Source organism: Geothrix oryzisoli (genome assembly GCF_022808865.1).
Lineage (GTDB): Bacteria > Acidobacteriota > Holophagae > Holophagales > Holophagaceae > Geothrix > Geothrix oryzisoli.
Genome location: NZ_JAKZLB010000001.1, coordinates 763,755 through 790,451 on the forward strand (window position 1 = coordinate 763,755; position 26,697 = coordinate 790,451).

26 protein-coding genes are annotated in these 26,697 nt (G+C 67.5%); 9 read left to right on the plus strand and 17 right to left on the minus strand.

All coding sequences use genetic code 11. The features are described from left to right. Positions 1-66 precede the first annotated feature (66 nt). The 4 genes from MLE43_RS03485 to MLE43_RS03500 are packed head-to-tail and all read right to left on the minus strand — an operon-like array spanning position 67 to position 3,802. A complete protein-coding gene (locus tag MLE43_RS03485; protein WP_243301900.1) occupies positions 67-1,737 on the minus strand; it encodes an N-acetylmuramoyl-L-alanine amidase family protein in 1,671 nt (556 codons plus the stop codon). Then, positions 1,725-2,273, minus strand: coding sequence for a hypothetical protein (locus tag MLE43_RS03490; RefSeq protein WP_243301901.1), 549 nt, complete (start codon positions 2,271-2,273; stop codon positions 1,725-1,727). Before MLE43_RS03490 ends, MLE43_RS03485 begins: the two co-directional genes overlap by 13 nt. Next, positions 2,274-2,885, minus strand: a complete 612-nt coding sequence (gene rdgC, locus MLE43_RS03495; RefSeq protein ID WP_243301902.1) for a recombination-associated protein RdgC — start codon at positions 2,883-2,885, stop codon at positions 2,274-2,276. It lies immediately after the preceding gene. Beyond that, entirely contained in the window at positions 2,882-3,802 is a 921-nt protein-coding gene (locus MLE43_RS03500) for a PP2C family protein-serine/threonine phosphatase (protein ID WP_243301912.1), read from the minus strand. Before MLE43_RS03500 ends, rdgC begins: the two co-directional genes overlap by 4 nt. A gap of 166 nt (positions 3,803-3,968) precedes the next feature. Between MLE43_RS03500 and MLE43_RS03505 the strand changes: the two genes are divergently transcribed. From MLE43_RS03505 to MLE43_RS03515, 3 genes are read left to right on the plus strand one after another with little or no spacing between them, the layout of a single operon-like run. After that, positions 3,969-4,838, plus strand: a complete 870-nt coding sequence (locus tag MLE43_RS03505) for a 3-hydroxyacyl-CoA dehydrogenase family protein (RefSeq protein WP_243301920.1) — start codon at positions 3,969-3,971, stop codon at positions 4,836-4,838. After that, a complete protein-coding gene (locus MLE43_RS03510) occupies positions 4,835-4,987 on the plus strand; it encodes a hypothetical protein (RefSeq protein WP_243301921.1) in 153 nt (50 codons plus the stop codon). The genes MLE43_RS03505 and MLE43_RS03510 overlap by 4 nt, the downstream gene beginning before the upstream one ends. A gap of 25 nt (positions 4,988-5,012) precedes the next feature. Next, positions 5,013-5,213 (plus strand): hypothetical protein, encoded by a 201-nt coding sequence (locus MLE43_RS03515; protein ID WP_243301923.1) that lies wholly within the window; start codon positions 5,013-5,015, stop codon positions 5,211-5,213. A 62-nt stretch (positions 5,214-5,275) separates the two neighbouring features. On the opposite strand, the gene MLE43_RS03520 is transcribed toward MLE43_RS03515, so the two are convergent. The 7 genes from MLE43_RS03520 to MLE43_RS03550 form a co-directional block, all read right to left on the minus strand. Next, entirely contained in the window at positions 5,276-7,291 is a 2,016-nt protein-coding gene (locus MLE43_RS03520; protein WP_243301925.1) for a type IV pilus secretin family protein, read from the minus strand. Continuing rightward, positions 7,288-7,755, minus strand: a complete 468-nt coding sequence (locus tag MLE43_RS03525; RefSeq protein ID WP_243301927.1) for a pilus assembly protein PilP — start codon at positions 7,753-7,755, stop codon at positions 7,288-7,290. Before MLE43_RS03525 ends, MLE43_RS03520 begins: the two co-directional genes overlap by 4 nt. 9 nt (positions 7,756-7,764) lie before the next feature. Then, positions 7,765-8,376, minus strand: coding sequence for a type IV pilus inner membrane component PilO (locus tag MLE43_RS03530; RefSeq protein ID WP_243301929.1), 612 nt, complete (start codon positions 8,374-8,376; stop codon positions 7,765-7,767). 8 nt (positions 8,377-8,384) lie between these two features. Then, entirely contained in the window at positions 8,385-8,984 is a 600-nt protein-coding gene (locus MLE43_RS03535) for a PilN domain-containing protein (RefSeq protein ID WP_243301930.1), read from the minus strand. Continuing rightward, positions 8,981-10,075 (minus strand): type IV pilus assembly protein PilM, encoded by a 1,095-nt coding sequence (gene pilM / locus MLE43_RS03540; RefSeq protein ID WP_338029048.1) that lies wholly within the window; start codon positions 10,073-10,075, stop codon positions 8,981-8,983. Before pilM ends, MLE43_RS03535 begins: the two co-directional genes overlap by 4 nt. Before the next feature lie 67 nt (positions 10,076-10,142). Then, a complete protein-coding gene (locus tag MLE43_RS03545; RefSeq protein WP_243301940.1) occupies positions 10,143-10,910 on the minus strand; it encodes a Stp1/IreP family PP2C-type Ser/Thr phosphatase in 768 nt (255 codons plus the stop codon). Positions 10,911-10,912: 2 nt separating this feature from the next. Beyond that, positions 10,913-11,647 (minus strand): J domain-containing protein, encoded by a 735-nt coding sequence (locus MLE43_RS03550; RefSeq protein ID WP_243301950.1) that lies wholly within the window; start codon positions 11,645-11,647, stop codon positions 10,913-10,915. Positions 11,648-11,860: 213 nt separating this feature from the next. Between MLE43_RS03550 and gatA the strand changes: the two genes are divergently transcribed. Continuing rightward, positions 11,861-13,321 carry an Asp-tRNA(Asn)/Glu-tRNA(Gln) amidotransferase subunit GatA gene (gene gatA / locus MLE43_RS03555; protein ID WP_243301952.1) on the plus strand — a complete coding sequence of 487 codons (1,461 nt, stop codon included), beginning with the start codon at positions 11,861-11,863 and terminating at the stop codon, positions 13,319-13,321. Between the two features lie 9 nt (positions 13,322-13,330). Beyond that, positions 13,331-14,674 (plus strand): dihydrolipoamide acetyltransferase family protein, encoded by a 1,344-nt coding sequence (locus MLE43_RS03560; protein ID WP_243301961.1) that lies wholly within the window; start codon positions 13,331-13,333, stop codon positions 14,672-14,674. A gap of 44 nt (positions 14,675-14,718) precedes the next feature. Here the strand turns inward: MLE43_RS03560 and MLE43_RS03565 are convergent, their stop codons facing one another. Then, complete coding sequence (locus tag MLE43_RS03565) at positions 14,719-16,092, minus strand: replicative DNA helicase (protein WP_243301963.1); 1,374 nt, start codon at positions 16,090-16,092, stop codon at positions 14,719-14,721. A 15-nt stretch (positions 16,093-16,107) separates the two neighbouring features. After that, positions 16,108-19,254, minus strand: a complete 3,147-nt coding sequence (locus tag MLE43_RS03570; RefSeq protein WP_243301965.1) for a CehA/McbA family metallohydrolase domain-containing protein — start codon at positions 19,252-19,254, stop codon at positions 16,108-16,110. 151 nt (positions 19,255-19,405) lie between these two features. Between MLE43_RS03570 and MLE43_RS03575 the strand changes: the two genes are divergently transcribed. The 4 genes from MLE43_RS03575 (at position 19,406) to MLE43_RS03590 (ending at position 22,658) form a co-directional block, all read left to right on the plus strand. Next, positions 19,406-20,005: a SanA/YdcF family protein gene (locus MLE43_RS03575; RefSeq protein WP_243301967.1), complete on the plus strand. Its 600-nt coding sequence runs from the start codon at positions 19,406-19,408 to the stop codon at positions 20,003-20,005. Beyond that, positions 20,002-21,141, plus strand: coding sequence for a thiolase family protein (locus MLE43_RS03580; RefSeq protein WP_243301969.1), 1,140 nt, complete (start codon positions 20,002-20,004; stop codon positions 21,139-21,141). The genes MLE43_RS03575 and MLE43_RS03580 overlap by 4 nt, the downstream gene beginning before the upstream one ends. Before the next feature lie 70 nt (positions 21,142-21,211). Further along, positions 21,212-21,943 (plus strand): ABC transporter ATP-binding protein, encoded by a 732-nt coding sequence (locus MLE43_RS03585; protein WP_243301971.1) that lies wholly within the window; start codon positions 21,212-21,214, stop codon positions 21,941-21,943. 46 nt (positions 21,944-21,989) lie between these two features. Continuing rightward, positions 21,990-22,658 (plus strand): carbonic anhydrase, encoded by a 669-nt coding sequence (locus MLE43_RS03590; protein WP_243301973.1) that lies wholly within the window; start codon positions 21,990-21,992, stop codon positions 22,656-22,658. 78 nt (positions 22,659-22,736) lie between these two features. On the opposite strand, the gene era is transcribed toward MLE43_RS03590, so the two are convergent. Genes era through MLE43_RS03610 form a run of 4 tightly spaced genes read right to left on the minus strand, consistent with a single transcriptional unit; the run spans position 22,737 to position 26,667 of the window. Further along, complete coding sequence (gene era / locus MLE43_RS03595) at positions 22,737-23,669, minus strand: GTPase Era (RefSeq protein ID WP_243301975.1); 933 nt, start codon at positions 23,667-23,669, stop codon at positions 22,737-22,739. Then, positions 23,662-24,447: an acyl-ACP--UDP-N-acetylglucosamine O-acyltransferase gene (gene lpxA / locus MLE43_RS03600; RefSeq protein WP_243301977.1), complete on the minus strand. Its 786-nt coding sequence runs from the start codon at positions 24,445-24,447 to the stop codon at positions 23,662-23,664. The genes era and lpxA overlap by 8 nt, the downstream gene beginning before the upstream one ends. Next, on the minus strand, positions 24,444-24,914 hold the full coding sequence (gene fabZ, locus MLE43_RS03605; RefSeq protein ID WP_275976001.1) for a 3-hydroxyacyl-ACP dehydratase FabZ: 471 nt from the start codon (positions 24,912-24,914) through the stop codon (positions 24,444-24,446). The genes lpxA and fabZ overlap by 4 nt, the downstream gene beginning before the upstream one ends. A 49-nt stretch (positions 24,915-24,963) precedes the next feature. Continuing rightward, a complete protein-coding gene (locus MLE43_RS03610; protein ID WP_243301994.1) occupies positions 24,964-26,667 on the minus strand; it encodes an HD family phosphohydrolase in 1,704 nt (567 codons plus the stop codon). Between the last annotated feature and the right edge of the window lie 30 nt (positions 26,668-26,697).

The following is a 26,697-nucleotide window of genomic DNA, read 5'->3' on the forward strand; positions in this document are numbered from 1 at the left end:
CTGATGCTTTTCCCGCCGGCGCAAAGGGGCACCCTGCGCCGCTTCGCCGCCCCCGTGGCGAAACAGCTATTTCCGGTAGTAAGCCCGGATCGCGTTCACCACGGCCACGGCGTAGCGTTCCCGGAAGTCGGGATCACGCAGGTTGGCGGCGTCGTCCTCGTTGGTGAGGTTTGCCACCTCGATCAGGGCCTTGGTGGCGCCGATGCTGTAGCGGATGACGGCGGGGATCCACTTGCCGCCGCCGCGATGGATGACATTGCGGATGGGCCGGTTGGCGTGGACGGGGATGTTGTCCTTCTGCAGGGCCGTCAGCAGGGCCTCGGAGAACTGCCGGCTGCGGGCCTCGCCCTGCAGCTTTTCCCGGCCTGTGAAGGCCACCCGGCTGGAGCGCTTCGCCTCGGCCACGCGACCGGCCCGGGCCCCGTTCAGGGCGAAGGTGGACGGCACCAGGGCCGCCCCGGGCACATAGACCATCGAGCCCCGCGCGGAGGGGTGCAGGCTGTCGGCGTGGAAGCTCAGGAAGAGCGTTTTCTGGACATCACCCCGGGTCTTCCGGAAGGCCGCGAAGAGGTCGTTGGCCAGCACCCAGCGCAGGTGGACGCTCACCGCGGACGGGCTTTCACCATCCACGGCGAAGGGCGGGCTGGTGAGGATCTCCGCCGCGTGGCTGGGGGTCCGGATCGTCTCCCGGCTCTGGAAGCCCAGACCGGGGTAGCGGATGGTGCTGCTCACCTGGGCCTCGGTCTCCTGCTCGAGGAGGCGGCGCACGCGCATGGCGATGTCGTAGACGAAATCGGATTCCCAGAGGCCGTTGGCCCGGGCACCGGGATCCACGCCGCCATGGCCGGCATCCAGGATGATCCGCACGCCCTTGAGCTTGGGGCCGGCTTCCACCCGGGCGGTGCGGCGCACTTCGGCGCGGACCTCACGCTCTTCCGCCAGGCCCGAGCTGCCTTCGGACTGGAAGGGATCCGCCAGGTAGGCCACGGGGATCTTGACGAGCTGGCCGGGCTGGATGCCGCGCACGTCGGCGATGCCGCTGCGCTGGGCGATGAGGTCCGCCAGCTCGTTCACGCCCTTGGGATCCACCCGGTCGGTGTAGCGGATGACCACGCTCGAGTACAGCGCCTCGCCCCGGCGCATGCGGTAGGCGGCGTACTTGCCCTGGGTGTCCTCGCCGAAGGAGAGCAGCCCGCGGTAGGCCGCCACGCGGGCCTCGTCGTCGAGGGCATCCTCGGGCTGGGAGCGGTCGGGGCCCTTGCCCAGGCCCCCGAGGTCGGCCGACAGCAGGCTGCGCGGAATGCGCCAGACATCGCCCTCGCGGAGTTTCTCGGGCAGGTCGGGGTTCTCGGCCATGAGCCGGTCATAGTTCTGGCCATGGCCCGTGAACAAGGCGGCGAGGGTCCAGACCGATTCCACATCGGGATGACCGACCCGGTGCCGGACCTCCTCCTGGCGCCACTGATCCGCGGGGAACAGGGCCGCCAGGGCCCAGCGCTTGCCCTGAGGGCTGAGGCTCTCAAAGGGCACCCAGCCGCTGCCTTCGGCGCCCTTGGCCAGGAAGGCCTTCGGCAGCGCCTTGCCCTCGACGCTGAGCCCCTTCCGGAACTGGAGCCGCAGGATGATGGGCCTGCCTTCGGGTGTGCGGGCGTGGGCCAGCACGGGGGCAGGTTCCTGCGCCACGGCGACCAGGGCCGCGGGCAGAAGCAAGGCGCTGCGGAGGCTCAGGCCTCCCACGGGGCCTCGCCCGTGGGCAGGGCCTCGCCGGAACGGCCCGCCCGCACCCAAGCGCGCATGGATTCCTCCAGGCCGCCGGGATCCTCGGAGCGGGCCTGCAGGAAGAGCTTCAGGCGCCGTTCCAGGTGGCCCGCCCCTTCCTCGAGCAGGAAGAGCCGGTCGTGCAATCGCTCGTGCGGCGCCTTGCCGGTGCTGGGCGGCAGCTTGAGGGTGCCCATGTCCAGCGTGGCGGCGTTGAGGGTGAACACCCACTCCAGGTCACCGGAGAGGATGCGGAGCTTCATCTTCGCGGGGCGCATGCCCCGGCCGAGGGCCTCGAAGGCTTCACGGCTCTCCGAAGGATTGCCCTTCCTGAGGCTGATCTCCTTCACCTCGCCCCGCTCCGAGACCAGCTGGATGGCGTCGTCCACGAAACAGCCGGAGCCGTCGCCGTCCCCGCCGCTGGCCCCGCCTTCGGTCATGCTGCGCATCCAGAGCCAGAGGAGGAACTCCTCGCCGAGGAAGCGGCCCTGCTCCAAGAGTTCAAGCGGCTTCACCTAGGCCTCCTCGATTTCGAGATCCAGCGGATCCAGGGCCATCAGGCCCTCCACGGACAAGCCGGGGCTGAGCCGCCCCGCCAGCACCAGGGGCGCCAGGGGATGGATCTCGCAGCCGAAGGACTTGATGAACAGCGTCGAGAGGGCCCCCTGGGCCTTGCTCGAAGAGGCCGTGGTCCAGAGGATGCCGCCCTTGAGATCCCAGGCCACCTCCACCACCCGCGGCGTCGGCAGCACTTTGCGCAACAGTTCCAGCTTCACTTCGTCCTGGAGGGAGATGCGGGCCTCCTTGCCGATGAAGGCCAGGTCCTTCTCCTTCAGCAGGCTCTGCAGCCGCAGATCCATGTGGGCCTTGAGCAGCGCCGGCGGCACGCGGCGCGTGTCGATGCGGAGGCCGAAGACGGCGAAGCGCTCCTGCCCGACCCAGTCCTCGTCGGGAGGCGTGATGAGCGGATTGCGCCAGTCGCACCAGCCGATGCGCTCCTCCTCCATGCCGTCCTGGAAGGGGCGGAACTGATCCTGCTCCAGGCCCGCCTGGAGATCCTTGGGATCGGGCACGGGACCCAGCACCAGGAAGCGTTTGAGGGACACGGTCCCCTGAAGGATGCTCATGAGGCGGCGCCTCCGAAAAGTCCCCGGAGTCGGCCCCAGAAGCCGCGCCCGAGGTCCCGGGAATCCGGGTGCAGAAGGTCCAGGGGTTCTCCCGGAACAGGCAGGGGAAGAGAGGGATCGTTGAGGACGAGCACCACCCCTGTGACGTTGTCCCGGGCTCCCCGGGCGATGGCCTCCTCCAGCAGCAGCTCCAGGCTGCGCCGGGGGCTGAGGTTCTGGTTCAGAGTCTCGCGGATGTGGCCGTCCCCCACTTCACCGTGGAGTCCATCGGAACAGCAGAGCAGGCGATCCCCCCGGCGCAGGGCCAGACGCGAGAGCGCCACCTTCAGCGGCTGGGGGGAACCCAGCGCCTGGGTGATCATGTTGCGCTGGGGGTGGGTGCGGGCCTGCTCGCGCGTGAGCGTCCCCTGGGCCACCAGGTCGTTCACGAGCGTCTGGTCCTCCGTGAGCTGGTGCAGGGCCCCCTGGCGCAGCAGGTAGGCCCGGGAGTCGCCGATCTGGGCCACGTAGGCGCAGCCGTTCCAGATGATCGCCGCCGTCAGCGTGGAGCCCATGCCCCGGGCGGTGCGGTCGTCGTCGGAATAGCGCAGGACGGCGTCGCTGGCCTCCCGGACGGCGGCTTCCAGCGCCTTGATCAGGTCCGCCTCGCGACCCTTGCCCGGCGCCAGGCGCCCCCAGTGGCCGAAGAGGTACAGGGCGATCGCGGCCAGACCCTCGCGGCTGGCCACCTCTCCCGCGGCGGCCCCGCCCATGCCATCGGCCACTGCCACGAGGAGGCCCGGGTCACCGACCTTCAGGGAACTGGCCGGGCCGTTGATGATAGGCTCCTCGCCATCCAGCGCGCTCAGCAGGTAGGCATCTTCATTGTTCCTCCGGACTTTGCCCGGATGGGTGATCGCGGCGAAATCGATGAGCATGAGGAAGTGAGGACCCTGGCGGACTGCGGGTTCGGGAAGGTACGAATTGGCCCTTTCCGTTCATCATAGCGGGTGGAGGGGCGAATCTAATGACCGAAGGACCCGTGGACCCGGATCTTCTCGACCTGCGGAGCGCGGCAGCCCCCGGCCCCGCCAAGGGCCGAGCGTGACCGGCGCACTCGCCATCCTTGGCCCAGGCGTGCTCGGCCTGTCCACCGCCCAGTGGGCCGCGGAGTGCGGGCTGGAAGTGCGCCTGCTCGGCCGGAACCTCGATTACGCCAAGCAAGGGCTCCGGCACGTGGAGCGCCGCTGGGAGGCAGCCTTGCGGAAGGGCGTGTTGACGCCCCAGGCCCGCGAGGAGGCCCAGGCGCGGCTCCAGGTCCGCCCCTTCGGGCCGGAAGCCCTGGAGGACGCGTCCATCCTGCTGGAGGCCCTGCCGGAGGATCCAGCCCTGAAAACCCTGGCCCTCGCCGCTGCCAAGGACTGGGGCGGCAAGGACCTCCTGCTGCTTTCGGGCACCTCGGCCCTGCCCATCTCAGGCCTGGCCGAGGCCGCGGGACTCCAGGAGCGTCTCCTGGGATTCCACCTCTTCGTACCGGTTCCCCGGATGGCCGTGGTGGAAGTCGGAGTGCCGGCCGGGACACCGCCCGCCCTGGTGGATCGGGCCCGCAGCCTGGGCCTGGCCCTGCGCAAGCGCGTGGTGGCCGTGAAGGACCAGCCCGGGTTCGCGGCCGCCCGGATGGCCCTGGCGCAGGGGCTGGAGGCGATCCGCCTGCTGGCAGCGGGCACCGCCTCGGCGGAGGACCTGGATGCCCTCATGACCCTGGGCTACGGCCATCCCGTGGGGCCGCTGGAATTGTCGGACCGCATCGGCCTGGATCTGCGCCTGCGCATCGCCGAGGGCCTCTTCCAGGCTTCCGGAGATCCCTGCTTCGAGCCGCCCGCCCTGCTCCGGGAGCTGGTGGCCCGGGGCGATATCGGGCAGAAGGCCGGAAGGGGTTTCTACAGCTGGGGTTCAGACGGGAGGCGCCTGTGAGCACCACCATCCTCGTGGCCGGGGCGCTCGTGCTCCTGTTCGTGATCTACGTCGCATATCGGATCGGCAGGGCCCTGCTGCGGGTCTTCGTGGGTCTCGCGGTGCTGGCTCTGCTAAGCTGGGGGCTCTGGAAACTGTTCCATTCCTGAATCTCCAGCCTTCCGAGGAGCAAGCATGGCCGCCATCTCCTGCACCCACTGCGGCGCCGATCTGACCGCCCCCCAAAGCGTGCGCATCGCCGAGTACCAGTTCGGCCACCTGGAGAAGGTCTCCGAGGACCCCGGCTTCAAATACCACTTCGAGCAGGCGGACAACTTCACTATCCTCTGCAATAGCTGCAAACGCCTCGTCCGCACCCTTCCCATCGCCAAGTAGTTCTTTCCCGCCCAAAAGGAAACGGCCCCATTCGGGGCCGTTTCCTTTTGGGCAGCGCCGGACTACTGGCGCAGGACCCGCGGCGTGATGAAGATCAGCAGCTCGCTGTTCGACTCGGACTTGGTATCCCGGCGGAAGAGGAAGCCGAGGAGGGGGATCTTGGACAGGAAGGGAACCCCCGCCCGACCGGTGGTGTGGTTCGTCACGTAGACACCGCCCAGCACGGCCGTGCCGCCATCCCGCACCAGCATCTGGGTTTCCAGGGCCTTGCGGAGGATGGTGGGGGTGCCATTCACGGTGCGGCTGAAATCGGCCTCGGCCTTCTCCAGCTTGATGTCCATGATGATGGTCCCCTCGTTGGTGATCTGGGGGGTAACGTCCAGCTGCAGGTTCGCATCCACGAAGGCCACGGTGATCGCGCCGCCCTGGGCCCCGCCCTGCTGGGTGGGATAGGGGATCTTCTCGCCGCTGAGGATGGTGGCCTTCTTGTTGTTCTGGGTGACCACCTTCGGGGAGGACACGATCTTCACCGTGCCATCCGATTCCAGAGCCTGCAGGACCGCGTTGATGCTGAGGCGGTTGCTGAGGAAGGAGAGCCAGAGTTCCCCGGCCGGGGCCGCGATGGAGGTCACACCAGAGGTGCCAGGAGCCCAGGCAACCGACGCGTGCTGTCCGGAGGCGGTCCGGTTGAAGCCCTGGATGCCGTTCCAGAAGGGCGCCTGGTTGCCGACCCAGGGGCCGCCGATGGTCGCCGGGGCGGCGTCGGCCTGGGGCCACTTGACGCCGAACTGGCGTTGCCAGTCCTTGTTGGCCTCGACCACCCGGGCTTCGATCTGGACCTGCTGGATCTGGACGTCCAGGGTGTCCAGCAGTTCGGAGATGACGGGAATCCGCGAGGGCAGATCCGTGATGATGAGGGTGTTGGTGCGGTCGTCCAGGATGGCCGAGCCGCGCTTGGTCATCATCTCCTTGAGGATCCTCTGCACATCGCCGACCTTGGCGTAGGAGAGGGGACGGGTGATGGTCTGGAGTTCCCCGGCCAGGGCCTTGGTCTCCTCCAGCTTCTTCCGCTCCTCTTCTTCCTTCTGGAGCTTGTCCACCTTGGCGACCCGCAGGACGCCGTTCTGGATCTCCTTGCCCAGGCTCGCGTTCTTCAGCACCACATCCAGGACTTGGTCCCAGGGGGTCTCATTGAACTTGAAGCCGTAGTTGCCCTGCACATCGGGGTCCATCACCAGGTTCAGCTTGCCGGTGTCCGCGAGGATGCGCAGGAAGTCCCGGATGTCCGTGTTCTGGAGGTCGATGGTGATCTTCGCGCCGGTGTACTTGGTGGAAGTCTCACCGAGGGTGCGGCCCGAATACCGGCTTGAAGCAGGAGCAGGTGCCTGGGCCTTCGCCGCCTCGGGCAGCTGCACCGCTTCGGGCGTGGTCACCGGCAGTGCCGTCGAGACGGCCAGCTGGGGCAGGAGCTGGAAGGAACCGCCCACGGAGGGAAGCTGGGCCAGCGGCTTGGCCGAGGCCTGGACCGTCACCGGAACAGGAGCCGGAGCGGCGGCCATGAGCGTGGCGGCAGGGTGGATCGCCGGCAGAGGCTGAGCCTCCATGCGATGGGAACCCTCGACCCGGGCCTGGACCCGTCCTTCGCCGGGGTTCAGCATCAGCTGAACACCGTCCGGGCTGGTGCCCACCACCACCTGGGTGCCGGGAGCGACCTCCAGCACCAGACGGGTGACCGGTTTGGGGGCCGCCGAGAACTGGCCAAGGCGGGCCTTCTGAACCAGAGGATGGGTCAGCAGGGCCAGATCCTTCTTGGTGACGGCGGTTCCCCGCTCGACCCCGGGAAGATCCAGCACCACCCGGAGGGGGCTGGAGAGGACCTGGATGGCAGGCTGGCCCGCCATCCCGGGGATCCGGAGCGACACCCGGGCGCCCGCGCCAGCGGGCTCAAGGGTCGCGGCGGCCAGCGTGACCTTCGCGACGGTGGTTTCCGTGGACGGCGAGGCAAGGAGGGACCCCGTGTGGATCCCCGCCAGGACCACGCCCCCTGCGACCAGCAAGGAACTCAGGCGAGCATTCATCGTTTACCCTCCTCACGCTTGAACGTCTTCGTGATGGTGCGGAATACAGAACGGTTGGTGGTATTTACATCCCACTGGTGGAACGTCACGGCCTTGTCGGTGATGCTGGTGATCTCGCCATCCTTGAAGCGGTGGCCCGCTGGCAGCCAGCGGACATTCCCACGGCTGTCGGAGACGATGGCAAAATTCTTGCCGTCTTTGCGAATCATCCCCTTGACGGCGATGTCGTCGATGAGGTCGAGGGCATCCGTGGGACGGTCATCCCTGGGAGTCGAGAAGGGATCCCGGGTGATGGCGGGCTTGTAGGGCGTGATCTTGATGATGGCCACGTCCTGGGCCGGAGCGGCCTCGGCGGCCGGGGTTCCGGCCGCGGCGGGTGCTTCCGCGGGCTTGGCCGTGGGTCCGGTCTGGGCCACCAGGGCGATTCCGGCAAACAGGGGAAGGTACAGGAGTCGTTGGATCATGGCGGTTCCTCAATCCTCCTTGGTGCCGCCCGTGGGGGCGGGACCGGGGGCCGGTTTTGGGGCCGGCGGGGCCGGGGGAGGTTCGGGGTTGTAGATGAACGCGCTGACGGTGCACTTCACCGTGGCCGGATAGACGCTGCCTTTGTCGGCCTTGCGGTTGAACTCGATGTTGGAGACGTTGATGATCTTGTCGTAGCCGGAGACCAGCGAGGCGAACTGGCCGAAGGTGTGGTACCCCACCCTGAACTCGAACTCCACGGGCTTTTCCGTGTAGTAGGTGTCCTTCCGCTCAGGTTTGAGGGAGAAGGAGACCTGGTCGATGCCCGCATCATCCGCAAGCTTCTTGATGCGGTAGGGGATCTCCCCGTAGTCCGCCTCGGAGGGCATGATCTTGACCAGTTCTTCGATCCGCTTGTCCTGCTTGGCGACCTCGTCGCGCAGCTTCTCGTAGCTGGCCTTGAGCAGACGGCCCTTGTCCACTTCGGCCTGGAGGGTCTTCACGTCGGTCCGGACGGCGTCCAGTTCGCTCCGCTTCCCGCCGAGCAGGAAGTAGACCAAGCCGGCCAGGACGATACCCGCCACCGCGCCAACGCCGATCTGTTTCTGAAGCTGGGGATCCATGGCCTACCTCAGACAGCGTTCTGGAGTTCGAAGGAGATCGTGAAGTCGAAGGAACCGGTGGTTCCCCGCCTCGCGCTCGGATAATTGATCTTCTTGAACCATCGGGTGCGGGACTGGAGGTTGCCGTAGAAGGCGTTGATGGCCTCGAAATTCCGCCCTTCTCCCTCGATGGTGATGAGCGAGCCCTTCTGGGAGATCTTCTTGAACCACACGTCGTCGGGCAGGCTGTTGGCAAGTTCCTCGAGGAGGTGCACCGGCAGCGACTGCTGGCGCTTCAAGGTGGTCATCACCTCCTCTTTCTTCTGGAGGGCGGCCTTCTTCTCCCGGAAGGTCTTCTCCAGCGCGATGTAGGGCTCGTACTGCTTCTTGTCGCGCTCGAGATCGGCCTTCTGCTTCTCGGCCCTGGTCAGTTCGCTGTTCAGCCAGACGTAGTAGATGCCGCCACAGGCCGCGAACACCAGACCCACCACCACGCCGGCGATGGGCAGGCTCGAGCGGCTTCCGCCTTCACCCGTGTAGACCTGGACGGGTTCGGCAGCCGCCTTGCTGGCCCCCTTCTTTCCCCCGGCCTGGGCCAGAGCGTCACCCAGCAGGTTGATCTTGATCATCGGTCCCCCACTTGGCGCAAGGCCAGCCCGACCACGACGGTGGCGCCGCTGCCGATTTCGCGAACCGTCATGGGATCTTCGGTCCGGCCATCGATCTCAACGAGCTGGAAGGGATTGAACCGGTCCACCGAAACCCGGAGCCGGTCGCTCAACACGTCCATCAATCCATGGGTCATGGAGCCGCCACCGCTGACGAGCACGCGGTCGAGACGGTCCACCTTGAAACTGCTCTTGAAGAAATCGAGGGTCCGGCCGAGCTCATCGCCGAAGGCATCGGATACGGCATTGATCGACGGATGGATCTCGTCGGGCTCGTGCCCTTCGGCCGCCTGGTTCCGCTTGAGACGCTCCGCGCCCTCGCGGGTCACGCCCCAGTCCTCCATGAGCTTCTCGGAGTAGCGGCTGCTGCCCCAGGCCATGTCGCGCCAGAACACCGACTTGCCGCCCACCATCATGGTGAGGTTGGTGAAGGTGGCGCCCATGTTCACCAAGGCGACGACTTCATCCCGCCCGCCGCCCATGGTGTTGGCCTCATAGGCGTTCTGTAGGGCGAAGACGTCCACGTCCACCACCTTGGGGCTGCATCCGGCCTGGGCCACGCAGCTCACATAGGCTTCCAGCTTGTCCTTGCGGCAGGCCACCAGCACGACATCCATGTTGCCGTCCCCAGCCCGCTCCTCGATGAGGTAATAGTCCAGGGCGTAGGAGTCCAAACCCTGTCCTGCCGGGAAGAAGCTTTCGGCTTCCCAGCGGACGGATTCCGCCAGCTCAGCCTGGCTCATCAGGGGGAATGTCACTTTTTTGACCATCACCTGCTGACCTGACACGGAGATGGCCACATCCTTGGCTTTGATTTTCTGTTCCGCCATGACCTGCCGGATAGCTGATGCCACAGCGTTGCTATCCATGATGTCGCCATCCACGATGGCGTCAGGCGGCAGGGCCACCCGCCCCAGTTTCTGGAGGCGATAACGCGTCTGGCCGCCCTTTCCAATCTGCTGGAGTTCGCAGACTTTCACCGAGCTGGACCCGATATCCAAGCCAACAAGACTTTTGGGTTTGCTTCCGAAGAGACCCACCGGATGCCTCACTTGGAGAATTTAGGTATTGGAGATGGTACCGCTGGAATGGATTAGGTCAAGACTAACTAATTTTGCGTCAAGCCGATTCCGGTTCCAAACCGACCAGGACGGCCGTGATATTGTCCTCGCCGCCATGGTCTCGCGCGGCCAGAACAAGTGATTCCACAGCCCCTTGAAGGTCACTGGACTGCGTCACGATGTCCCAGATCTGTCTATCGCCGATCATTCCTGACAGGCCGTCAGAGCAAAGCAAAAGTCGCTCCGTTTTGCCCAGATCGAGATTCTGGACCTCAATATCCAGGTCCCCCCCGTTGCCCAGCGCCTGGGTGATGACGTTCCGGAAGGGGTGCACCCGGGCTTCGGAAGGGGTCAGAATGCCATTCGCCACCTGCTCCGCCACCCAGCTGTGGTCCTTGGTCACCTGACGGATACCCTCTGGCCCCAACAGATAGGCCCGACTGTCTCCCACGTGGGCCAGGGTCACCTTCGTACCGTGGACCAGGCCCGCCACCACCGTGGAGCCCATGGTCTCCCGTTCGGGGTTGTGGCGGATGTCCTCGGCGATGGCCCGATCGGACAGGAGAAGGGCCGCCTTCAGCCGATTCCCGTCATAGGAGAGCGCCGGATCGTACTCCATGGGCCAGGTCCGGTCTTTCTCCTTGGTGTCGCTCACGAACTTGGCCACGGTGTCCACGACAATCCGGCTGGCCACCTCACCGGCGGCGTGACCGCCGAGCCCATCGGCCACCAAGAACAGACCCAGGTCCGCATCTGACAGATAGCTGTCCTCGTTGTGCTTCCGGACACAACCGACATCGGTCTTGCCTGCGGCGCGGATCCTCATGATCAACCCTTTCCCGTCAGTCGGCCCCAGAGGTCCTTCAGTTGATCCATGAGGCTCGCCTGGCTTGCGGGAGTGGCCGGGGCCTTCCCCTTCTTGCCGGGCTCCGAGGCCCCTTTGGGGGCGGCCTGCCGCAGTTTCGGATGGTTGGGTGAGATCTCGCGGGCGGTCTGGAGGTGCCGCTGGGCCCGGGCCGCCATGCCCAGGGTCTGGAAGTGACCCGCCAGGCGGAGGTGGCAGTCCACATCCCGGGGAGCCAGCCGGACAGCCGCCTCCAGGGCCTTCACCACAGCGCGGAGGTCGCCCCCACCCTGTTCCAGGATCGTGGCGAGCAGTGCGTGGTACTTCGGTTTCTTGTCGTCCAGGCGGATGGCGTACTGAATCAGGGCCTGGGCTTGATCCACCCGCCCCTGGTCAAAGGCCTCCTTGGCCATGGCCGCCCAATCCTCGGGCGTTCGCTCCTGCGGGGTTTCGGCTTCCTTCCCTTTTTCCACGGCCGGCGCGGCGGCGGGCGCGGCCTTGGGCAGCTGCTGCATCTGCTGCACCAGCGCAAGCCGCTTGCCGGGATCCTTCAGCGTGCTGAAGGCCTCCGCCAACTCCCGGAACTTCCCTTCGGCCTCGACCTTCGCGTCTCCGGTGTAGCGGTCCGGGTGCCAATGCTTGGCGAGCCGATGGTAGGCGGCCTTGATGTCCTCGGCGGAGGCATCGGGGGAGATTTCCAGCACATCGAAAGGATTCATGGGAGTCCACAGGGCACCCTGCGCCAACGCATCGCATGGGGATGGAAGAACAGGGCTTGAGCAGAGGATGGTAGCCTATTTCCATCCTGTGTGCAGGCCCAGGGCAAGGAAACGTGGTCCGACGCCACCGGGAGGAGGGGGGTTCTCCTGAAGGTCCGGACTGGAAGGTACCCCGGCTCTGGTGGCACAGTAGAAGGTTCCACGGGAGCGGGCATGGCGTTGGGCAGGGCGATGGGCTGGCGCAGGAGCCTGGATTCCGGCGACCTGTCCTCCGAGTCCCTGGTGCGAGCGGCCTTCGACCGCATCCGGGCCCTGGACGGTACCCTCCACGCCATCCTGGCCACGGACGAAGCCCGCAGCCTCGACCTGGCCCGGAAGGCTGACGCGCGCCTGCGCGCCGGAGAACGCTCGCCGGTGCTCGGTCTCCCCATCGTCCTCAAGGACAACCTCCACTGGTCCGGCCTGCCCATGACCTGCGGGTCCCGCGTGCTCGACGGCTACGTGGCCCCCTACGACGCCACCGTGGTGGGTCGGCTGCTCGAGGCGGGCGCGATTCCCATCGCCAAGGCCAACCTCGATGAGTTCGCCATGGGCTCCAGCGGCGAATACAGCGCCTTCGGACCGGCGCGGAACCCCTGGGATCCCACCCGGGTGCCCGGCGGCAGCAGCAGCGGCTCCGTCGTGGCCGTGGCCGCCGGCTATGCGCCTCTGGCCCTGGGCAGCGACACGGGGGGCTCCGTGCGCCTGCCCGCCAGTTTCTGCAATGTGACGGCCCTCCGGCCCACCTACGGCGTCCTCAGTCGCTACGGGCTCACGGCCATGGCCTCCAGTCTCGACCAGGTGGGCCCCATCGCGGCCACCGCCGCAGATCTGGCCCTCGCCTTCGGCGTCATGGCCGGCGCCGACCCCCTGGACAGCACCTCCGTGGACCTGCCGGGCACGGAGCGGTTGGCCGACCTCCAGCCGCTGGATCTGGAGGGCCTCCGCATCGGCCTTCCCGAGGAGTACTTCACCGATGGCCTGGAACCAGGCGTTCGGGAGCTGCTCGACGCGGCCTTGCGGGTGTTCGAGGGCCGGGGCGCGCGGCGGGTTCCCGTGAGCCTGCCCCACACCCGCTACGCCATTGATACCTACTACCTGCTCTGCACCAGCGAGGTGTCCAGCAACCTCAGCCGCTTTGACGGGGTGCGGTACGGCCTCCGGGTGCCCTCCTCCGACGGCGGCCTGCCCGAGATGATGGCGCGGACCCGGGATGCGGGCCTCGGCGACGAGGTGAAGCGCCGGATCCTCCTGGGGACCTTCTGCCTGTCCAAGGGCTATTACGACGCCTTTTACCTGAAGGCCCTCAAGGCCCGCACGCTCATCGCCGAGGATTTCCGCGCCGCCTTCGCCCAGGCCGATATCCTGGCTTCCCCCGTCAGCCCCGGCACGGCCTTCCCGTTCGGCGCCAAGACAGCGGATCCCATGTCCATGTACCTCGCCGACGTCTTCACCGTACCCACCGCCCTGGCGGGACTGCCCTGCCTGTCCATGCCCGCGGGGTTCACCGGCGGCCTGCCAGTCGGCATCCAACTCATCGGACCGGCCCTTTCGGATGTCCGCCTGCTGGAGGCGGCCCACGCCTTCCAGTCCCTCACCCGCCATCACCTCGAAACCCCGACCCTGTCCGCATAGGAGCGAACCATGGCCTTTGACGTCGTCATGCCCCAGATGGGCGAGAGCATCGCGGAAGCCACCGTACTGAAGTGGCACAAGCAGGTCGGCGATGTGATCGCCAAGGACGAGACCCTCTACGAGATCAGCACGGACAAGGTGGACGCGGAGATCCCCGCTCCCGCCGCCGGGACCCTGCTGGAGATCCTCGTGGACGTGAACGCCACCGTTCCCGTGGGTACCGTGGTGGCCCGCATCGGCGGTGCCTCCGAAAAGCCGACCGGAGCTGGCGCGCCCCCTGCGGTCGCTGCTCCCCCAGCGGCGCCGATTTCCGCGGCGGCTCCTGCCCCGCTGGTCGAAGAGGATGACAACAGCCTCGAGGGCCGCCTGCGCACCAAGAGCAGCCCCCTGGTCCGCGAGATGGCCAAGCAGCACGGCATCGACCTGGCCCGGGTCCAGGGCAGCGGCCAGGCCGGTCGCGTCACCCGGGAGGACCTGGAAGCCTACCTGGCCAAGGGGCCGGTCGCGGTACCCGCCGCCCCCCCGGTAGCAGCATCCATCGCGCCTGCCCTGCCCGCAGTCCACGACCCCTCCGCGCCGACCATGGGGCTGACGCCGGGCATGGCCGTGGCCCCGGCCCCGGCCATGCCCGCCTTCGCCGCCGGAGAGCGCGTGAAGGTCGAGCCCATGAGCCGCATGCGCAAGATCATCGCGGACAACATGGTGGCGAGCCGGCGGACCTCGGCCCACGCCTACACGATCTTCGAGATCGATATGACCCATGTGGCCCAGCTGCGCAACAAGCACAAGAAGGCCTTCGAAGCCCAGTTCGGCACCAAGCTCAGCTTCATGCCCTTCGTGATGATGGCCGCCTGCAAGGCGCTGCGCGCCTACCCCATCGCCAATGCCTCCGTGGACGGCGACAACATCGTCTACAAGCAGGACATCAACCTCGGCATCGCCGTGAGCCTGGACTGGGGCCTCATCGTCCCCGTGGTGAAGAACGCCGACATGATGAACCTGGGCGGCCTGGCCCGCAGCCTCAACGACCTGGCCGAGCGGGCCCGCACCAAGCAGCTCAAGCCCGACGAGATCAGCGGCGGCACCTTCACCATCACCAACCCGGGCGTCTACGGCGACACCTTCGGCCTGCCCATCATCAACCAGCCCCAGGCGGCCATCCAGGGTGTGGGCGCCATCGTGAAGCGCCCCGTGGTCATCACCGGCCCCGACGGCACCGACTTCATCGCCATCCGCCAGATGATGTTCAGCAGCCTGGGCTTCGATCACCGGATCGTCGATGGCGCCACCGCCGATCTCTTCATGGCTTTCGCTAAAAAGGAACTGGAATCGTCGACCTTCGGCCTGGAATAGCAACTCATCCACGCATGAAAACGGCGGCCTGGCGGCCGCCGTTTTCATGCGTAGGAGGACGTCTCCCGGACCATTTCCCGGTACATCGCGTACTCGCCCTGGAAGTGCAGCTGGATGATCGCGGTGGGGCCGTTGCGGTGCTTGGCCACGATCAGCTCGGCTGAGGGATCGGGCTCTTCGTTGGCTGAGGGGATCATCTTCCGGTGGATGAAAGCCACCATGTCGGCGTCCTGCTCGATGGCACCCGAGTCGCGGAGGTCGCTGAGCTGCGGTCGGCCGCCAGTGCGGTGTTCCACTTCGCGGTTCAGCTGCGAGAGCACGACCACCGGTATGCCGAAGTCCTTCGCCATGAGCTTGAGGCCGCGGCTGATCTCGCCGATGCGGACGGCTTCGTTCTGCTTGGCGCCCCGGCTGTTCTCGGGGCTGCTGAGCAGCTGGAGGTAGTCGATGAGGACGAACTCCACCCGTCGATTGCTCTGGCTGCCCTGCTTCACGATCATGTTCTGGATCTGGGGCACCGTGATCGAGGCCTGATCGCAGATGAACAGCGGCATCTGCACCAGCTCGTCCCGGGATCGCATCACATGATCCAGCCGCCCGGTGGCGCGGCCGGACTGGAGATCCTTCATGTTGGTCTGGCTCTGCGCGGCGAGCAGGCGCAGGAAGACCTCCTCGTGGCTCATTTCCAGGCTGAAGAAGGCGCCGCAATGACCCGGGCGGCCATCCCGCTCCTGGGCCGCGCGCAGGACCCAGTTCAGGGCCAGGGCCGTCTTGCCGATGCCCGGACGGGCCGCCAGCACGATGAGATTCCCCGGCTGGAAGCCCTGGGTCAGTTCGTCGAATCGCTGGAACCCGACCCGCACGCCCGGTGACAGGCGTCCCTCCAGCCGCTCATGGAGGCGCTCCATGGCATCGTCCGCCACCGACTGGATGGAGAGCAGGCCCCGGGCCTTGGCATCGCCCTGGGCCAGGTGGAAGAGGCTCTGGGCGGTCTGGTCCACCAGCACTTCCGGTGGCTCATCCTCCTCTGCGGCCTGGCGCACCAGCTGGGCGCCCAAGTGGACGAGGCGACGCAGCTTGGCCTTGCGGCGGATCAGGTCCGCCAGCACCTGGGGCCGCTCGACATCCTCGCCGGCCAGCAGCTCCACCAGGCCGGGATAACCGCCGACCTTGTTCAGGCTGTCGTCCTGATCCAGCGCATCCTTCAGGGTGAGGGAATTGACCTCGACCTGGGCTTCGATGAGGGTGCGCAGGGCCCGGAATACGGCGCGGTGGGCCGGATGGACGAAGTCGTCCTCCGCCAGGGCGAACACCGCCTCGCTGGCCACGAAGCCAGCGCCCGGGGCGCAGCATGTGGCCAGGAAGGACCGCTCCGCATCAATATCCTCCGGAAGGCGTTCCGGAAGCCAATCCGCCATCACTGCACCGTCCGTTCAGAGTCCCGGAGGAGTGTACCCCCCGCCGTCCACATCCACAAAGACCGGGTTGGTGACTGCGACGGGATAGATGCCCTTCATGATCTTGTTCCAGGGCGTGCCGGCCTGGTACGCCCCCGTCGTGGCCAGAGGGACGCCGGCCTCGACCACCACCCAGGCGTCCTTGCCGGTAGGCATCGCCACGCCACTGAGGGTCGCGGTGCGCAGCAGGAAGTCGGAGGTGGAGGCGGTGAAGCTGCTCATGGGCACCACCTGGGCCACGCCGTTCACCACCACACGGACCTCGTCCACCGGCACCCAATCCGCCGCATAGAGCGAGATGGTGAGGGTGACGGTGGCCGCAGGGCCGGGCACCAGGCCCCCGGGTCCCACGCCATTGACGGTCACATCAAGCAGGGGGCCGGTGGAGGCCACGGCGGCACCACTGCGAAGGGCGGCCAACACTGGGTCGAGCGTCGTCTGCGTCAGCTTGGCTCCCACCTTGAGGTAGGTCCGGGCCAGGCCCACGGGGGTGTCGAAACTGAACCGCGCGGCGGAGAGGCCCAGCCCCTTGGTGAAAGCGGTCGGCTGCTGCTGGCTCAACAGCGAGAACCAGTCGCTCCGCACAGCCTTGAACTCGGCGAACCAGGCGCTGGGATCCGCCGAGTCACAGCCCTCGGCCCGAAGCAGTTCCAGGGCGTCGAAATCCCCCTGACGCTTGGTCAGGCTCACGGGTCCGGTCTGGGTCCACCAGGCATTGACCCCAGTCCCGATCGGCACTGCCGGATCGAACCCGCGCACGGTGAACAGCCCCTGGGGGCCCCGCGGCCGGTGGACGATGGTATAGGCGCCCTCCGACTGGGTGATGAAATCCGCCAGGGTCCAACCCTTGGAGGGACGGGCCCCGCCATTGCGGTTGCCCGTGGGGGCCGGGGTGAACAGCGCCGTGACGAAGCCATCCCCAAGCGTCGAGCTGCGCGCACCCACCACGAAGGGGTCATTGCCGATGGGCGCCCGCTGGGCGTCCGAGACGGCGAGGTTGTCGATCTCCGAACGGAATTCATCCCGCAGCGCGACGGGGTCCGTCAGCCGGTCCTCTTCGGTGCGGGCGACGGTCTGCACCCCTTCCGCCAGGGCCGAACTGAGCATTTCCCCTGGGTTCAACCCGCCGGTGGTCGCCTGGGTGGGGCCGGGGACATCGAAGGTGGTCCAGCCCGCCGGCAGGGTCGGCGGAATGGTCACGAAGGTGTGGGCCACATCCGCCTGCCCCTGGAAGGACTTCACCGGCAGGGCATCCAGGTGGGACAGGGGCCCACGGGTGCCGTAGGCGAGATAATCACCGGGGGGGAAATAGGCCGTGGCCGCCCCGCCGATATACCGGAAGGCGGTCCCGAAGATCTGGTTCCCGGCCGTGTACTGATAGGAGCCGAGGTTGGCACCGGCGAAGTCCTTGGCCTTCAGAACCTGGTTGTAGTACCCCGCCAGGCTGCGCCTCCGCTTCATGGATGGGTCCGGAATCCCGCCCAGGGCCGAGAGGGTGATGCGGAGGGGGTTCATCCCCCCCAGTTCCAGGGTCCCCGCCTGCCGGGCCATGAAGTTGTGGATCAGCTCTTTCTGCTGGATCACGTTGCCGGAGGTGTCCACCACGTCGGCGCGTTCAGGGCTGAGGCTCTCGGCCAAGTGCCAGGCCTGGTCCTTCGACGGCGTGATGGGCGTCGCCAGATAGGGGCGGTTGGTGTCCGCGGCATTCGTACCGAGGTAGAGCGTATGGCTCTGGATGGCATTGGTGGCGGTCACCCGGTACGGCTGGGTGTGCCCGGTTCCCCGGGCATCGGGCACAGCCGGCAACAGGATTCCGAGGGCCCCGCCGCCGGAGGGGATGTCGCTGGCTTCGCGCCACTCCACCCGTTCCGTCACCCAGTGGGAGGGATCCGCATCCGTGGCCGGGTCGGCGTTCAGGCCGGTATAGCGCTCGAACCGGAACTCGGTCTGCCTGGGGCCGAAACGCGCGGCCGTTCCGAAGGAATCGTAGGCCAGGACACCAAAATCCCCGCCCCGGAGGCCCGTTCGCGCCTGGACCATCTCGTTGAAGACCGAGGTGGCCTGGGCCGGCTGGGTGGCCGAGATGCTGGGCCCGCCCACCAGGTACAGCCGCCGCCGGTAGGTCAGGGACTGCCCAGCGGGGAGGCTGGCCACCGCAGGACTGCCCACCACCAGCCGGCCCGGGAAGCTGGGGCGGACCTCGGTGAGCGCGTGCTGGGGGTCGGAAGCCACCAGCACCTGATCCACATCCAGGGGCAGGATGCCCAGCGTGGCATGTTCATCCAGGGTATTCCCCGCGGACTCGGAGCCCATCAGGGCCACCATGGGGGCCACCACACTCGTGGTCAGTGGCGCCGAGAAGTCCGAACCGGGGATCTCCGCACCCCAGCTGCTGAGGGGCGTGCCCGTGAAGGTGGACACCGCCGGCACCACGAACCGGAACCCGCCACCGTGCTGGGACAGGAAATCCCCAATGCTCCGGATGGGAAGCGCCGTGGTGCCGCCGTTGGTGATGGTGGTCTCCAGGGTGAAGAAGGTGTCGGCCTTGGTCAGGGAGATCCGGTGGAGGACGCTGACGCCCTGCACCCGCCCCTGGGTATCGGTGGCCACGCCCAGCTTGCCCCCGGGGTCCAGCAGGTAGCCCTGCATTTCCAGATCCACCAGGTTCACGCCGGTGCCGGGGGTGTAGCGGTCGAAGACCAGGGGCAGATCCGGGTCCTGGTTGGCCACGGGTCCCAGGCGTTCCACCAGGTCCGTGGGCATGGACACCCGCTTGTAGTTCTGGTCGAGGGACACATTGCCCACATCCAGGATGGCGCCACCCGAGGGGGCGCCGAACTGGCCTTCCCGGTCACCGAAGGCCGCCCCGTCCACTGCGAGCTGCACAGCATCATTGCCGAGGTAGAAGTCCCCCGGCCCGGAGGTGGCCTTCAGGCCGACCAGCCGGTCGCCGCCAGAAGCCGGGATCTCCTCCACCGCCACGGTGGGCCGGGCCACACCCGTGGCCCGGAAGCAGCCCAACCCGCCCGCGGCCAGGACCATGGCCAGGGGGGCCAGGAGCCCCTGCAGACGGCGGGAAGACAGACGGGCGGGAAGGACTTCGGGATCAAGGCTCATGTTCATCAAGGCGTCTCGTTCAGGCGGGAGGTCCATGGGGCTGGGGCGTGCGGAAGGTCTATGCTAACTCACGATGCCGATCTCCGCCCTTCTTCATCGCTGCTGGCCGCACCGACGGACCCTGCTCCTGATCCTGGCGCTTCCCCTCCTGGGAGACTTGCTCTGGACTCTGGGAAGGTTCCCAGCCCTGCACCACCAGCAAATCTACCGGGCTGAGGCCCTTCCGGCGGTGGGCGGGCCGGTGCTGGTCCTGGGTGCCGGCGTGTACGGAGACGGGGAACCGACCGAACTCCTCCAGGGCCGGCTCCGCACGGCCCTGAATCTCTACCAGAACGGAAAGGTCCGCTGGTTCCTGGTGTCCGGCGACAACCGGCACCCTTCCTACAACGAACCCCAGGCCATGCGGCGCTGGCTGGTGAAGCAGGGGGTCCCGCCCACCCGCATCGTCAGCGACTACGCAGGCCTCCGGACCTGGAACAGCCTCAAGCGGGCCCAGGCTGTCTTTGGCCAGCGGCAGGTGGTCATCGTCACCTCGGATTTCCACCTGCCCCGCGCCCTCTACCTGGCCGATCGCATCGGGATCCAGGCCTGGGGCGTCCCGGCCTCCACCGAGGACCGCCCTCCCGTGAACCGGATCCGGTATTGGCTCCGCGAGTACGTGGCCCGGCACCTGGCCCTGTGGGATGCCTGGTTCCCGCCGGATGTCCGGCTGGGCCCCCGCGAACCGACCCCCGACGACTGGGATCCTGCTTCATGAGGAACCCCAGAGACCTGGTCATTCTCGCCGCAGGCCGTCTGCCCCAGGGGCGCTATGGCGGCAGCCTGGCGGGCGTGGGCGCCCTGCCCCTCGGGGTCTCGGCCGTGGAGGGCCTGCTGGCCGACCCCGCCCTGCCCCGGCCCGGCAACCTGATCTGGGGCATGGCGCGCAGCCACACCCAGGGCATGAATCCGGCCCGCACCCTGGCTCTGAAGGTCGGCCTCCCCAGCGACACGCCGGCCTTCACGATCAACATGGCGTGCGGGTCCAGTCTCCAGGCCCTCATTCTCGCAGCCCAGCGGTTGGGGGCCGGCGCGACGGCACCCATCCTCGCCGGCGGAAGCGAGGCCATGTCGGATACCCCCCATCTGGTGCCTGGCCTGCGCTGGGGGTTCCGCCTGGGCCACCGGCAGCTGCCGGACGTCATGTTCCAGGACGGCCTGCGGTGCCCCGTAACGGGGCTGCTCATGGGCGAAACCATCGAACGCCTGGCGGTCAAGCGGGGTGTCACGCGCCTGGAGGCCGATGCCTGGGCGGCGGAAAGCCACCACCGGGCGGCCAGGGCCGATTTCCTCGCGGAGCAGCTGCCTCATCCAGACCTCCACCACAATGAATCCATCCGGCCGGAGATCACGCCGGAGGCCCTGGCCCGGCTGGCCCCGGCCTTCGATCCCCGGGGCCAGATCACCGCCGGGAATGCCTCTGCCCTGTCGGACGGCGCCGCGGCCCTGCTGCTGGCCCGGCGGGAGCAGGCGGGCGAGGCTCCGGCGCTGGCCCGAGTCCTGGGTTGGAGCGAAGCGGGCGTGGATCCGCTGGACATGGGCGAGGCCCCCGTCCCGGCCGTGCAGCGCCTGCTGACCGCCCACGGCCTGACCGTGGCCGACATCGACCTGTGGGAGCTGAACGAGGCCTTTTCGGCCCAGCTTCTCGTTTGCCAACGGCAACTTGGCCTTCCCGAGGACCGCCTGAACGTGGCAGGGGGCGGCGTGGCCCTGGGACATCCCATCGGGGCCACCGGCGCGCGCATCGTCGCAACCCTGGTCCACCAGCTGAGGCGCCGGGGCGGCGGCCTCGGCGTGGCCACCCTCGGCATCGGGGGAGGACTGGGGTTGGCCCTGCTGCTCGAGACCGAATAAGAGCGCCTAAACCAGGCCTGGCACTTCTGCGAAGATGAACCGGGGCCTCCCCCGGCCCCCTGAGGATTCCATGACCGACGCGCCCCTGATCCGGCTCACCGACATCACCAAGGTCTACCAGATGGGCGACATGGAGGTGAGAGCCCTGGACGGCGTGTCCATGGAGATCCGCCGCGGAGAATACGTGGCCATCATGGGACCCTCCGGTTCCGGAAAATCCACGATGATGAACGTCATCGGCTGCCTGGACACCCCCACGACCGGGACCTACGAATTGAACGGGAAGCTGGCCTCGGCCATGACGGATGACGACCTGGCCCAGATCCGGAACGAGGAGATCGGCTTCGTCTTCCAGACCTTCAACCTGCTGGCCCGCACGACCTCGCTGCAGAACGTGGAACTGCCTCTGATCTACGCGGGGAAGACCCCGGTCGAGCGCCACCAGATGGCCCTGAAGGCCCTGGAGAACGTCGGCCTGGGCACCCGCAGCGACCACATGCCCAACCAGCTCTCCGGCGGCCAGCGGCAGCGCGTGGCCATCGCCCGCGCCCTGGTGAACGATCCCTCCATCCTCCTGGCGGATGAGCCCACGGGCGCCCTGGATTCCAAGACCAGCGTGGAGATCATGGCCCTCTTCGAGGATCTGTATCAGAAGGGCAACACCATCATCCTCGTCACCCACGAAGAGGACATCGCCCGCCACGCCCACCGCATCGTGAAGCTGCGCGACGGCAAGATCATCCATGACGAGCCGAACACGCCCATCACCTCCGAAGAGCACCTGGCGCACCTGAACCTCTGAGGGTGGGGGCTCCCTCCCCGCCCCTGACCTCCGGTAGACTGGCTGGATGCAGAAGCTCGTCCAAGGCATCCACCAGTTCCAGACCCAGATCTTCAGCTCCCACAAGGACCTCTTCGAGCGCCTGGACAAGGATCAGGCGCCCGAGACGCTCTTCATCACCTGCTCGGACTCGCGCATCAGCCCGAACCTGATCACGCAGACCCAGCCGGGAGAGCTGTTCATTCTGCGGAACGTGGGCAACCTCGTGCCCCCGTACGAGCACATGGGCGGCATGAGCGCGGGCATCGAGTTCGCGGTCACGGTCCTCCAGGTGAAGGACATCATCGTCTGCGGCCATTCCAACTGCGGCGCCATGAAGGCCCTGCTGGAACCGGACCAGCTGAGCGAACTGCCCGCCACCAAGGCCTGGCTGGCCCATGCCCGGAAGACCGAGCAGATCATGTGGCAGAGCTACGGCCACCTCCACGGCAACGCCTTGCTGCATGCCACGGTGGAGGAGAACGCCCTGGTCCAGCTGGAGAACCTGCGCTCCCATCCTTCCGTGGCCAAGGCGGTGAGTGCCGGCCGGCTGCACCTGCACGCCTGGGTCTACAAGATCGAGACCGGCGAGGTCTTCGCGTTCGATCCGGACCGCGGCCAGTACACCTCGGTCACGGCCATGGAAGGCCTGGCGCCGCTCGATCCTGAGCACCGCGCGACCGATCTGTCGATCTAGCCGACCGCCGGATCGCGGAGCGGCCTGGGGGACAGGCCAGCGCCGCGAGACTCCGGCGAGGAGGCTATGCCACCCGTTTCAGATCTCCAGCCGGTCCAGCCGATCGGGGCGGTCCCGCCAGCCCTCGTCCACCTTCACGAACAGCTCCAGGCGCACGGGGCGCTGGAGCAGCTTCTTCAGCTCGCGCTGGGCGCTCTGGCGGATGTCCTTGATCATCTCGCCCTGGCTGCCCAGCAGGATCTTGCGGTGGCCGTCGCGGTCCACCAGGATACGGGCCGCGATGAAGACGCCTTCAGGTCCCAGGTCCTCCGGGTAGTCCGCATGGCCCGCCTCAAGCCACTGCTCGATGAGCACCGCCACCCCGTGGGGGACTTCCTCGCGGGTCTTCCGGAGCACCTTCTCGCGGATGAACTCCGCGGCCAGGGACCGCTCGGTCTGGTCGGTGAAGGTCTCTTCGTCGTAGAGCCAGCCGGGCTGGGTCGCATCCCGCTCGAGGAGGGTCCAGAGCGGGTCGAGGTTCAGCCCCATCTTGGCGCCGATGGGGACGATCTCCTTGAAGGGCAGCAGGTCCTTGTACGTGGCGATCTTCTCCAGCAGGCGGCCCTTGGAGAGCAGGTCGATCTTGTTCAGCAGCAGGTAGGTAGGCCGGCCCAGCTTGCGGAGGCGCTTGGCCAGGGCATGCTCACCCGTCCCCAGGTAGTCGTCCGCGTCCACCATCCACAGAAGGAGGTCGGCCTCCTCGAGCGCCTGGTCCACGTGGGCCATCATGCGTTCGTTGAGGGCGTGCTTGGGCAGGTGGATGCCCGGCGTATCCAGGAAGGCCAGCTGCACATCGCCGCGGTTCACCACCCCCAGCACTTTCGTGCGGGTGGTCTGGGGGATCTGGCTCGTGGCCGCCAGTTTCTGTCCCAGCAGGGCGTTCAGCAGGGTGGACTTGCCGGCATTGGGCAGGCCGATGATGGCGAGGGTGGCGTGGCGCCGGATCGGGCCCGTCGTGGGCTGGTCAACCACGATGCACGCCCCGCTTGGCTTCGCGGATGAACGTGAGCAGGTAGGCGACTTCGGCGATGTGGCCCAGCTCCTTCTCGGTCTGAGCCATGGCCTCGTCCCGGAGCAGCCCTGAGTGGAAGAGCAGGCGGTGGGCCTTCTTCAGGCCCTCGACCACCTCCACGGGGAAGCCCTTGCGCTGGAGGCCGATGGTGTTCACCCCGTAGCTCTTGGTGTCCCGGGCGCCGGCGGTCTTCATGAACGGCAGCACGTCCTGAGTGGCCACGGTGAACCCGCCCATGAAGGCGTGGTGCCCGACCCGGCAGAACTGGTGGACCGCGGAGAAGGCCCCGATGTTGCAGCCGTCACCCACTTCGACATGGCCCGCCAGCGTGGCGCAGTTGGCGAAAATGTTCTTGTTCCCCACATGGCAGTCATGGGCCACATGGGAGCCGGTCATCAGGAAGTTGTCGTCGCCCAGGGTGGTGAGGCCGCCCCCGCCCTCGGTGCCGCGATGGAGGGTGCTGCCCTCGCGGATCACGTTCCGGTTCCCGACCTGCAGGCGCGTGGGCGCTCCCTTGAACTTGAGATCCTGGGGACCCATGCCCAGGGTGGCATGGGGGTAGATGTCGTTGTCCTCGCCGATCTCGGTGTGGGGACCGATCACGACATGGCTGCGCAGCAGGGTACGGGCGCCGATGACGGCGTTGCCTTCGATCACACAGAAGGGGCCGACGACCACGCCCTCGCCCAGCTGGGCCTCCGGGCTCACGACGCTGCTCGGATGGATCTGCGCGCTCATCGTCCTTCTCCCTCGGCCAGGTCCATCAGCATGGACATGAATTCGGCTTCCGCGACCTTCTGGCCCTCCACGAAGGCCTCGCCGCGCATCTTGCAGATCCGGCCCTTGAGCTGGATCACCTTGACGTCCATCACCAGCTGATCGCCGGGCAGCACCGGCTTGCGGAACTTCACCGCGTCGATGCCCATGAAGTAGATCACCTTCCGGGCCCGGTCCTCGATCTCCTGGAGCAGCAGGCAGCCGCCCGTCTGGGCCATGGCCTCGATGATATAGACCCCGGGGAAGACCGGCCGGCTGGGGAAGTGGCCCTGGAAGATCTGCTCGTTGAAGCTGATGTTCTTGAGACCCCGGATCCACTGCTTGGGCTCGAAATCCAGGATGCGGTCCACCAGCAGGATCGGATACCGGTGAGGCAGCAGATCCATGATTCCTTGCAGGTCGATCGTTCGGGGTTCGCGTTCCGACATGGGCACTCCAATCCTATAGCCTACCGGCTATGGGCTTCGGCCTCCACCCTCAGGACCGCCGGGCCGTCCGCTCGTAGACCCGGGCTTCGATGAAGAGGTCCAGCAGGCCCCGGTCCAGGGCTCCTTCCCGGGCCTCCTCCGCCAGGATGTCCAGGCTGCGCTCCACAGGGACGGCCCCCTTGTAGGGCCGATCCTGGGCCGTGAGGGCGTCGTAGACATCCGCGATGGCCATGGCGCGGCTCTGGACCGGAATATCCGGCTCGGCCAGCTTCCGGGGATAGCCACGACCGGTCAGCCGCTCATGGTGGGCATAGGCGATGTCGGGAATGCCCGCCAGGTCCCGGGTCCAGGGGATGCGCTCCAGGAAGCGGAAGGTGTGGGTGACGTGGCTTTCGATTTCGAGGCGCTCGGCCTCGGACAGGCTGCCCCGGCGGATGCGGAGGCTGGCCAGATCCGCCGGCTCCACCAGCGGGCGGCGGTCCCCGCTCCAGTGCGTGAAGGTCAGGTTCTCCAGCAGGCCCAGACCTTCCGCCACCTCCTGGGCCATCACCGTGGGCTCGTTGCTCTGGCGGACCAGGTGGATGAGGCGCTCCGCCTCGGCCTGCCGGTCCTGGATGGCCCGTTCCCATAGTTCCGGCTGCCCCCCGCCTTTCCAGGCCTGGGCCAGCGCTTCCAGAGCCTCCTCCAGCTCCCGCTGGCGCAGACGCTGGAGGATGATCTCGAGCTGGCCGGGATCCAGCTTCTTGGCCTTCACCAGCACCTGCTCACGGACCCCCACCTTGCCGAAATCGTGCAGCAGGCTCGCGTAGCGCAGCTCCCGCAGCTGGCGGTCCGTGAAATCCAGGTGGCCGTATGGGCCGTTCGGCGTAGCATTGACGGCCTCCGCAAGGCCCACGGTGAGGTCCGCCACTCGGCCGGAATGGCCGCTGGTGACCGGGTCCCGGGCCTCGATGGCGGTCACGGAGGCCGCCACGAACCCCTCGAAGAGGCGCTCGATCTCCTCCCGCAGCTGGGCATTCTTCACGGCCACCGCCGCCTGCCCCGCCAGGCTCTGGGCCAGCCTCTGGTCCGCGGCGGAGAAGGCGGCCACCTGGCCATCCTCCTTCAGGCGGTTGAGGAGCTGCAGGACGCCCAGCACCTGCCCTTCCGTGTCGAGCATGGGCACCACCAGGGCGGATTGGGTGCGGTACCCGGCTTGGCGGTCGAAGCGGTCGTTGAACCGATAGGGCGCCTCCGGGGGGATCCCATACACATCCGGCAGATTCAGGCTCTCCTTGCTGAGGGCCACGAAACCGGCCAGGGCCTCACGTGAGATGGGCATGGCGACCCGGGCGAAGGGCAGGCTCACCCGGGCGTTCTGGGTGTGGGCGAAGAGCAGTTCGGGGTGATCCTCACCGCCGATGAGCAGGTAGATGGACCCGGCCTCGGCCAGCAGCAGCTCCCGGGCCTTGGTGAGGATCAGATCCAGCAGCCGGTCCAGGTTCTGCTCCGAGGCCAGGGCGCGACCCACCTCGTGGAGCCGTTCCATGTCCCGGCGGTCCTGCAGACGTGCCCAGGCCGACCGCACCAGCGCCTCCGCGGCCTCCAGACCCGGCCAGGTTTCGCAGTCCGCGAAGGTCCCGTCCCCCGGCAGACCCAGAACCACATCGGCGAGGCCACCGTCCACGAAGACCATGGAGCGGCGCATCTCGCCGGCCATACGGCCCAGGAGGATGCTACGGTGCTCTGGGGGGACGGCGACGGTGAATCGCAAGGCGGAATCAGGCTCCAGAAGGGTGACGGC

Bases quoted from the DNA above. Each gene is read 5' to 3' on its own strand.
- MLE43_RS03550 (WP_243301950.1), bottom strand. From the start codon at position 11,647: ATGAATCCTTTCGATGTGCTGGAAATCTCCCCCGATGCCTCCGCCGAG.
- MLE43_RS03535 (WP_243301930.1), bottom strand. From the start codon at position 8,984: ATGATCAAGATCAACCTGCTGGGTGACGCTCTGGCCCAGGCCGGGGGA.
- MLE43_RS03590 (WP_243301973.1), top strand. From the start codon at position 21,990: ATGCAGAAGCTCGTCCAAGGCATCCACCAGTTCCAGACCCAGATCTTC.
- lpxA (WP_243301977.1), bottom strand. From the start codon at position 24,447: ATGAGCGCGCAGATCCATCCGAGCAGCGTCGTGAGCCCGGAGGCCCAG.
- fabZ (WP_275976001.1), bottom strand. From the start codon at position 24,914: ATGTCGGAACGCGAACCCCGAACGATCGACCTGCAAGGAATCATGGAT.
- MLE43_RS03530 (WP_243301929.1), bottom strand. From the start codon at position 8,376: ATGGATCCCCAGCTTCAGAAACAGATCGGCGTTGGCGCGGTGGCGGGT.
- rdgC (WP_243301902.1), bottom strand. From the start codon at position 2,885: ATGAGCATCCTTCAGGGGACCGTGTCCCTCAAACGCTTCCTGGTGCTG.
- MLE43_RS03570 (WP_243301965.1), bottom strand. From the start codon at position 19,254: ATGAACATGAGCCTTGATCCCGAAGTCCTTCCCGCCCGTCTGTCTTCC.
- gatA (WP_243301952.1), top strand. From the start codon at position 11,861: ATGGCGTTGGGCAGGGCGATGGGCTGGCGCAGGAGCCTGGATTCCGGC.
- MLE43_RS03565 (WP_243301963.1), bottom strand. From the start codon at position 16,092: ATGGCGGATTGGCTTCCGGAACGCCTTCCGGAGGATATTGATGCGGAG.
- MLE43_RS03585 (WP_243301971.1), top strand. From the start codon at position 21,212: ATGACCGACGCGCCCCTGATCCGGCTCACCGACATCACCAAGGTCTAC.
- MLE43_RS03560 (WP_243301961.1), top strand. From the start codon at position 13,331: ATGGCCTTTGACGTCGTCATGCCCCAGATGGGCGAGAGCATCGCGGAA.
- MLE43_RS03520 (WP_243301925.1), bottom strand. From the start codon at position 7,291: ATGAATGCTCGCCTGAGTTCCTTGCTGGTCGCAGGGGGCGTGGTCCTG.
- MLE43_RS03545 (WP_243301940.1), bottom strand. From the start codon at position 10,910: ATGAGGATCCGCGCCGCAGGCAAGACCGATGTCGGTTGTGTCCGGAAG.
- MLE43_RS03525 (WP_243301927.1), bottom strand. From the start codon at position 7,755: ATGATCCAACGACTCCTGTACCTTCCCCTGTTTGCCGGAATCGCCCTG.
- MLE43_RS03580 (WP_243301969.1), top strand. From the start codon at position 20,002: ATGAGGAACCCCAGAGACCTGGTCATTCTCGCCGCAGGCCGTCTGCCC.
- MLE43_RS03515 (WP_243301923.1), top strand. From the start codon at position 5,013: ATGGCCGCCATCTCCTGCACCCACTGCGGCGCCGATCTGACCGCCCCC.
- MLE43_RS03500 (WP_243301912.1), bottom strand. From the start codon at position 3,802: ATGCTCATCGATTTCGCCGCGATCACCCATCCGGGCAAAGTCCGGAGG.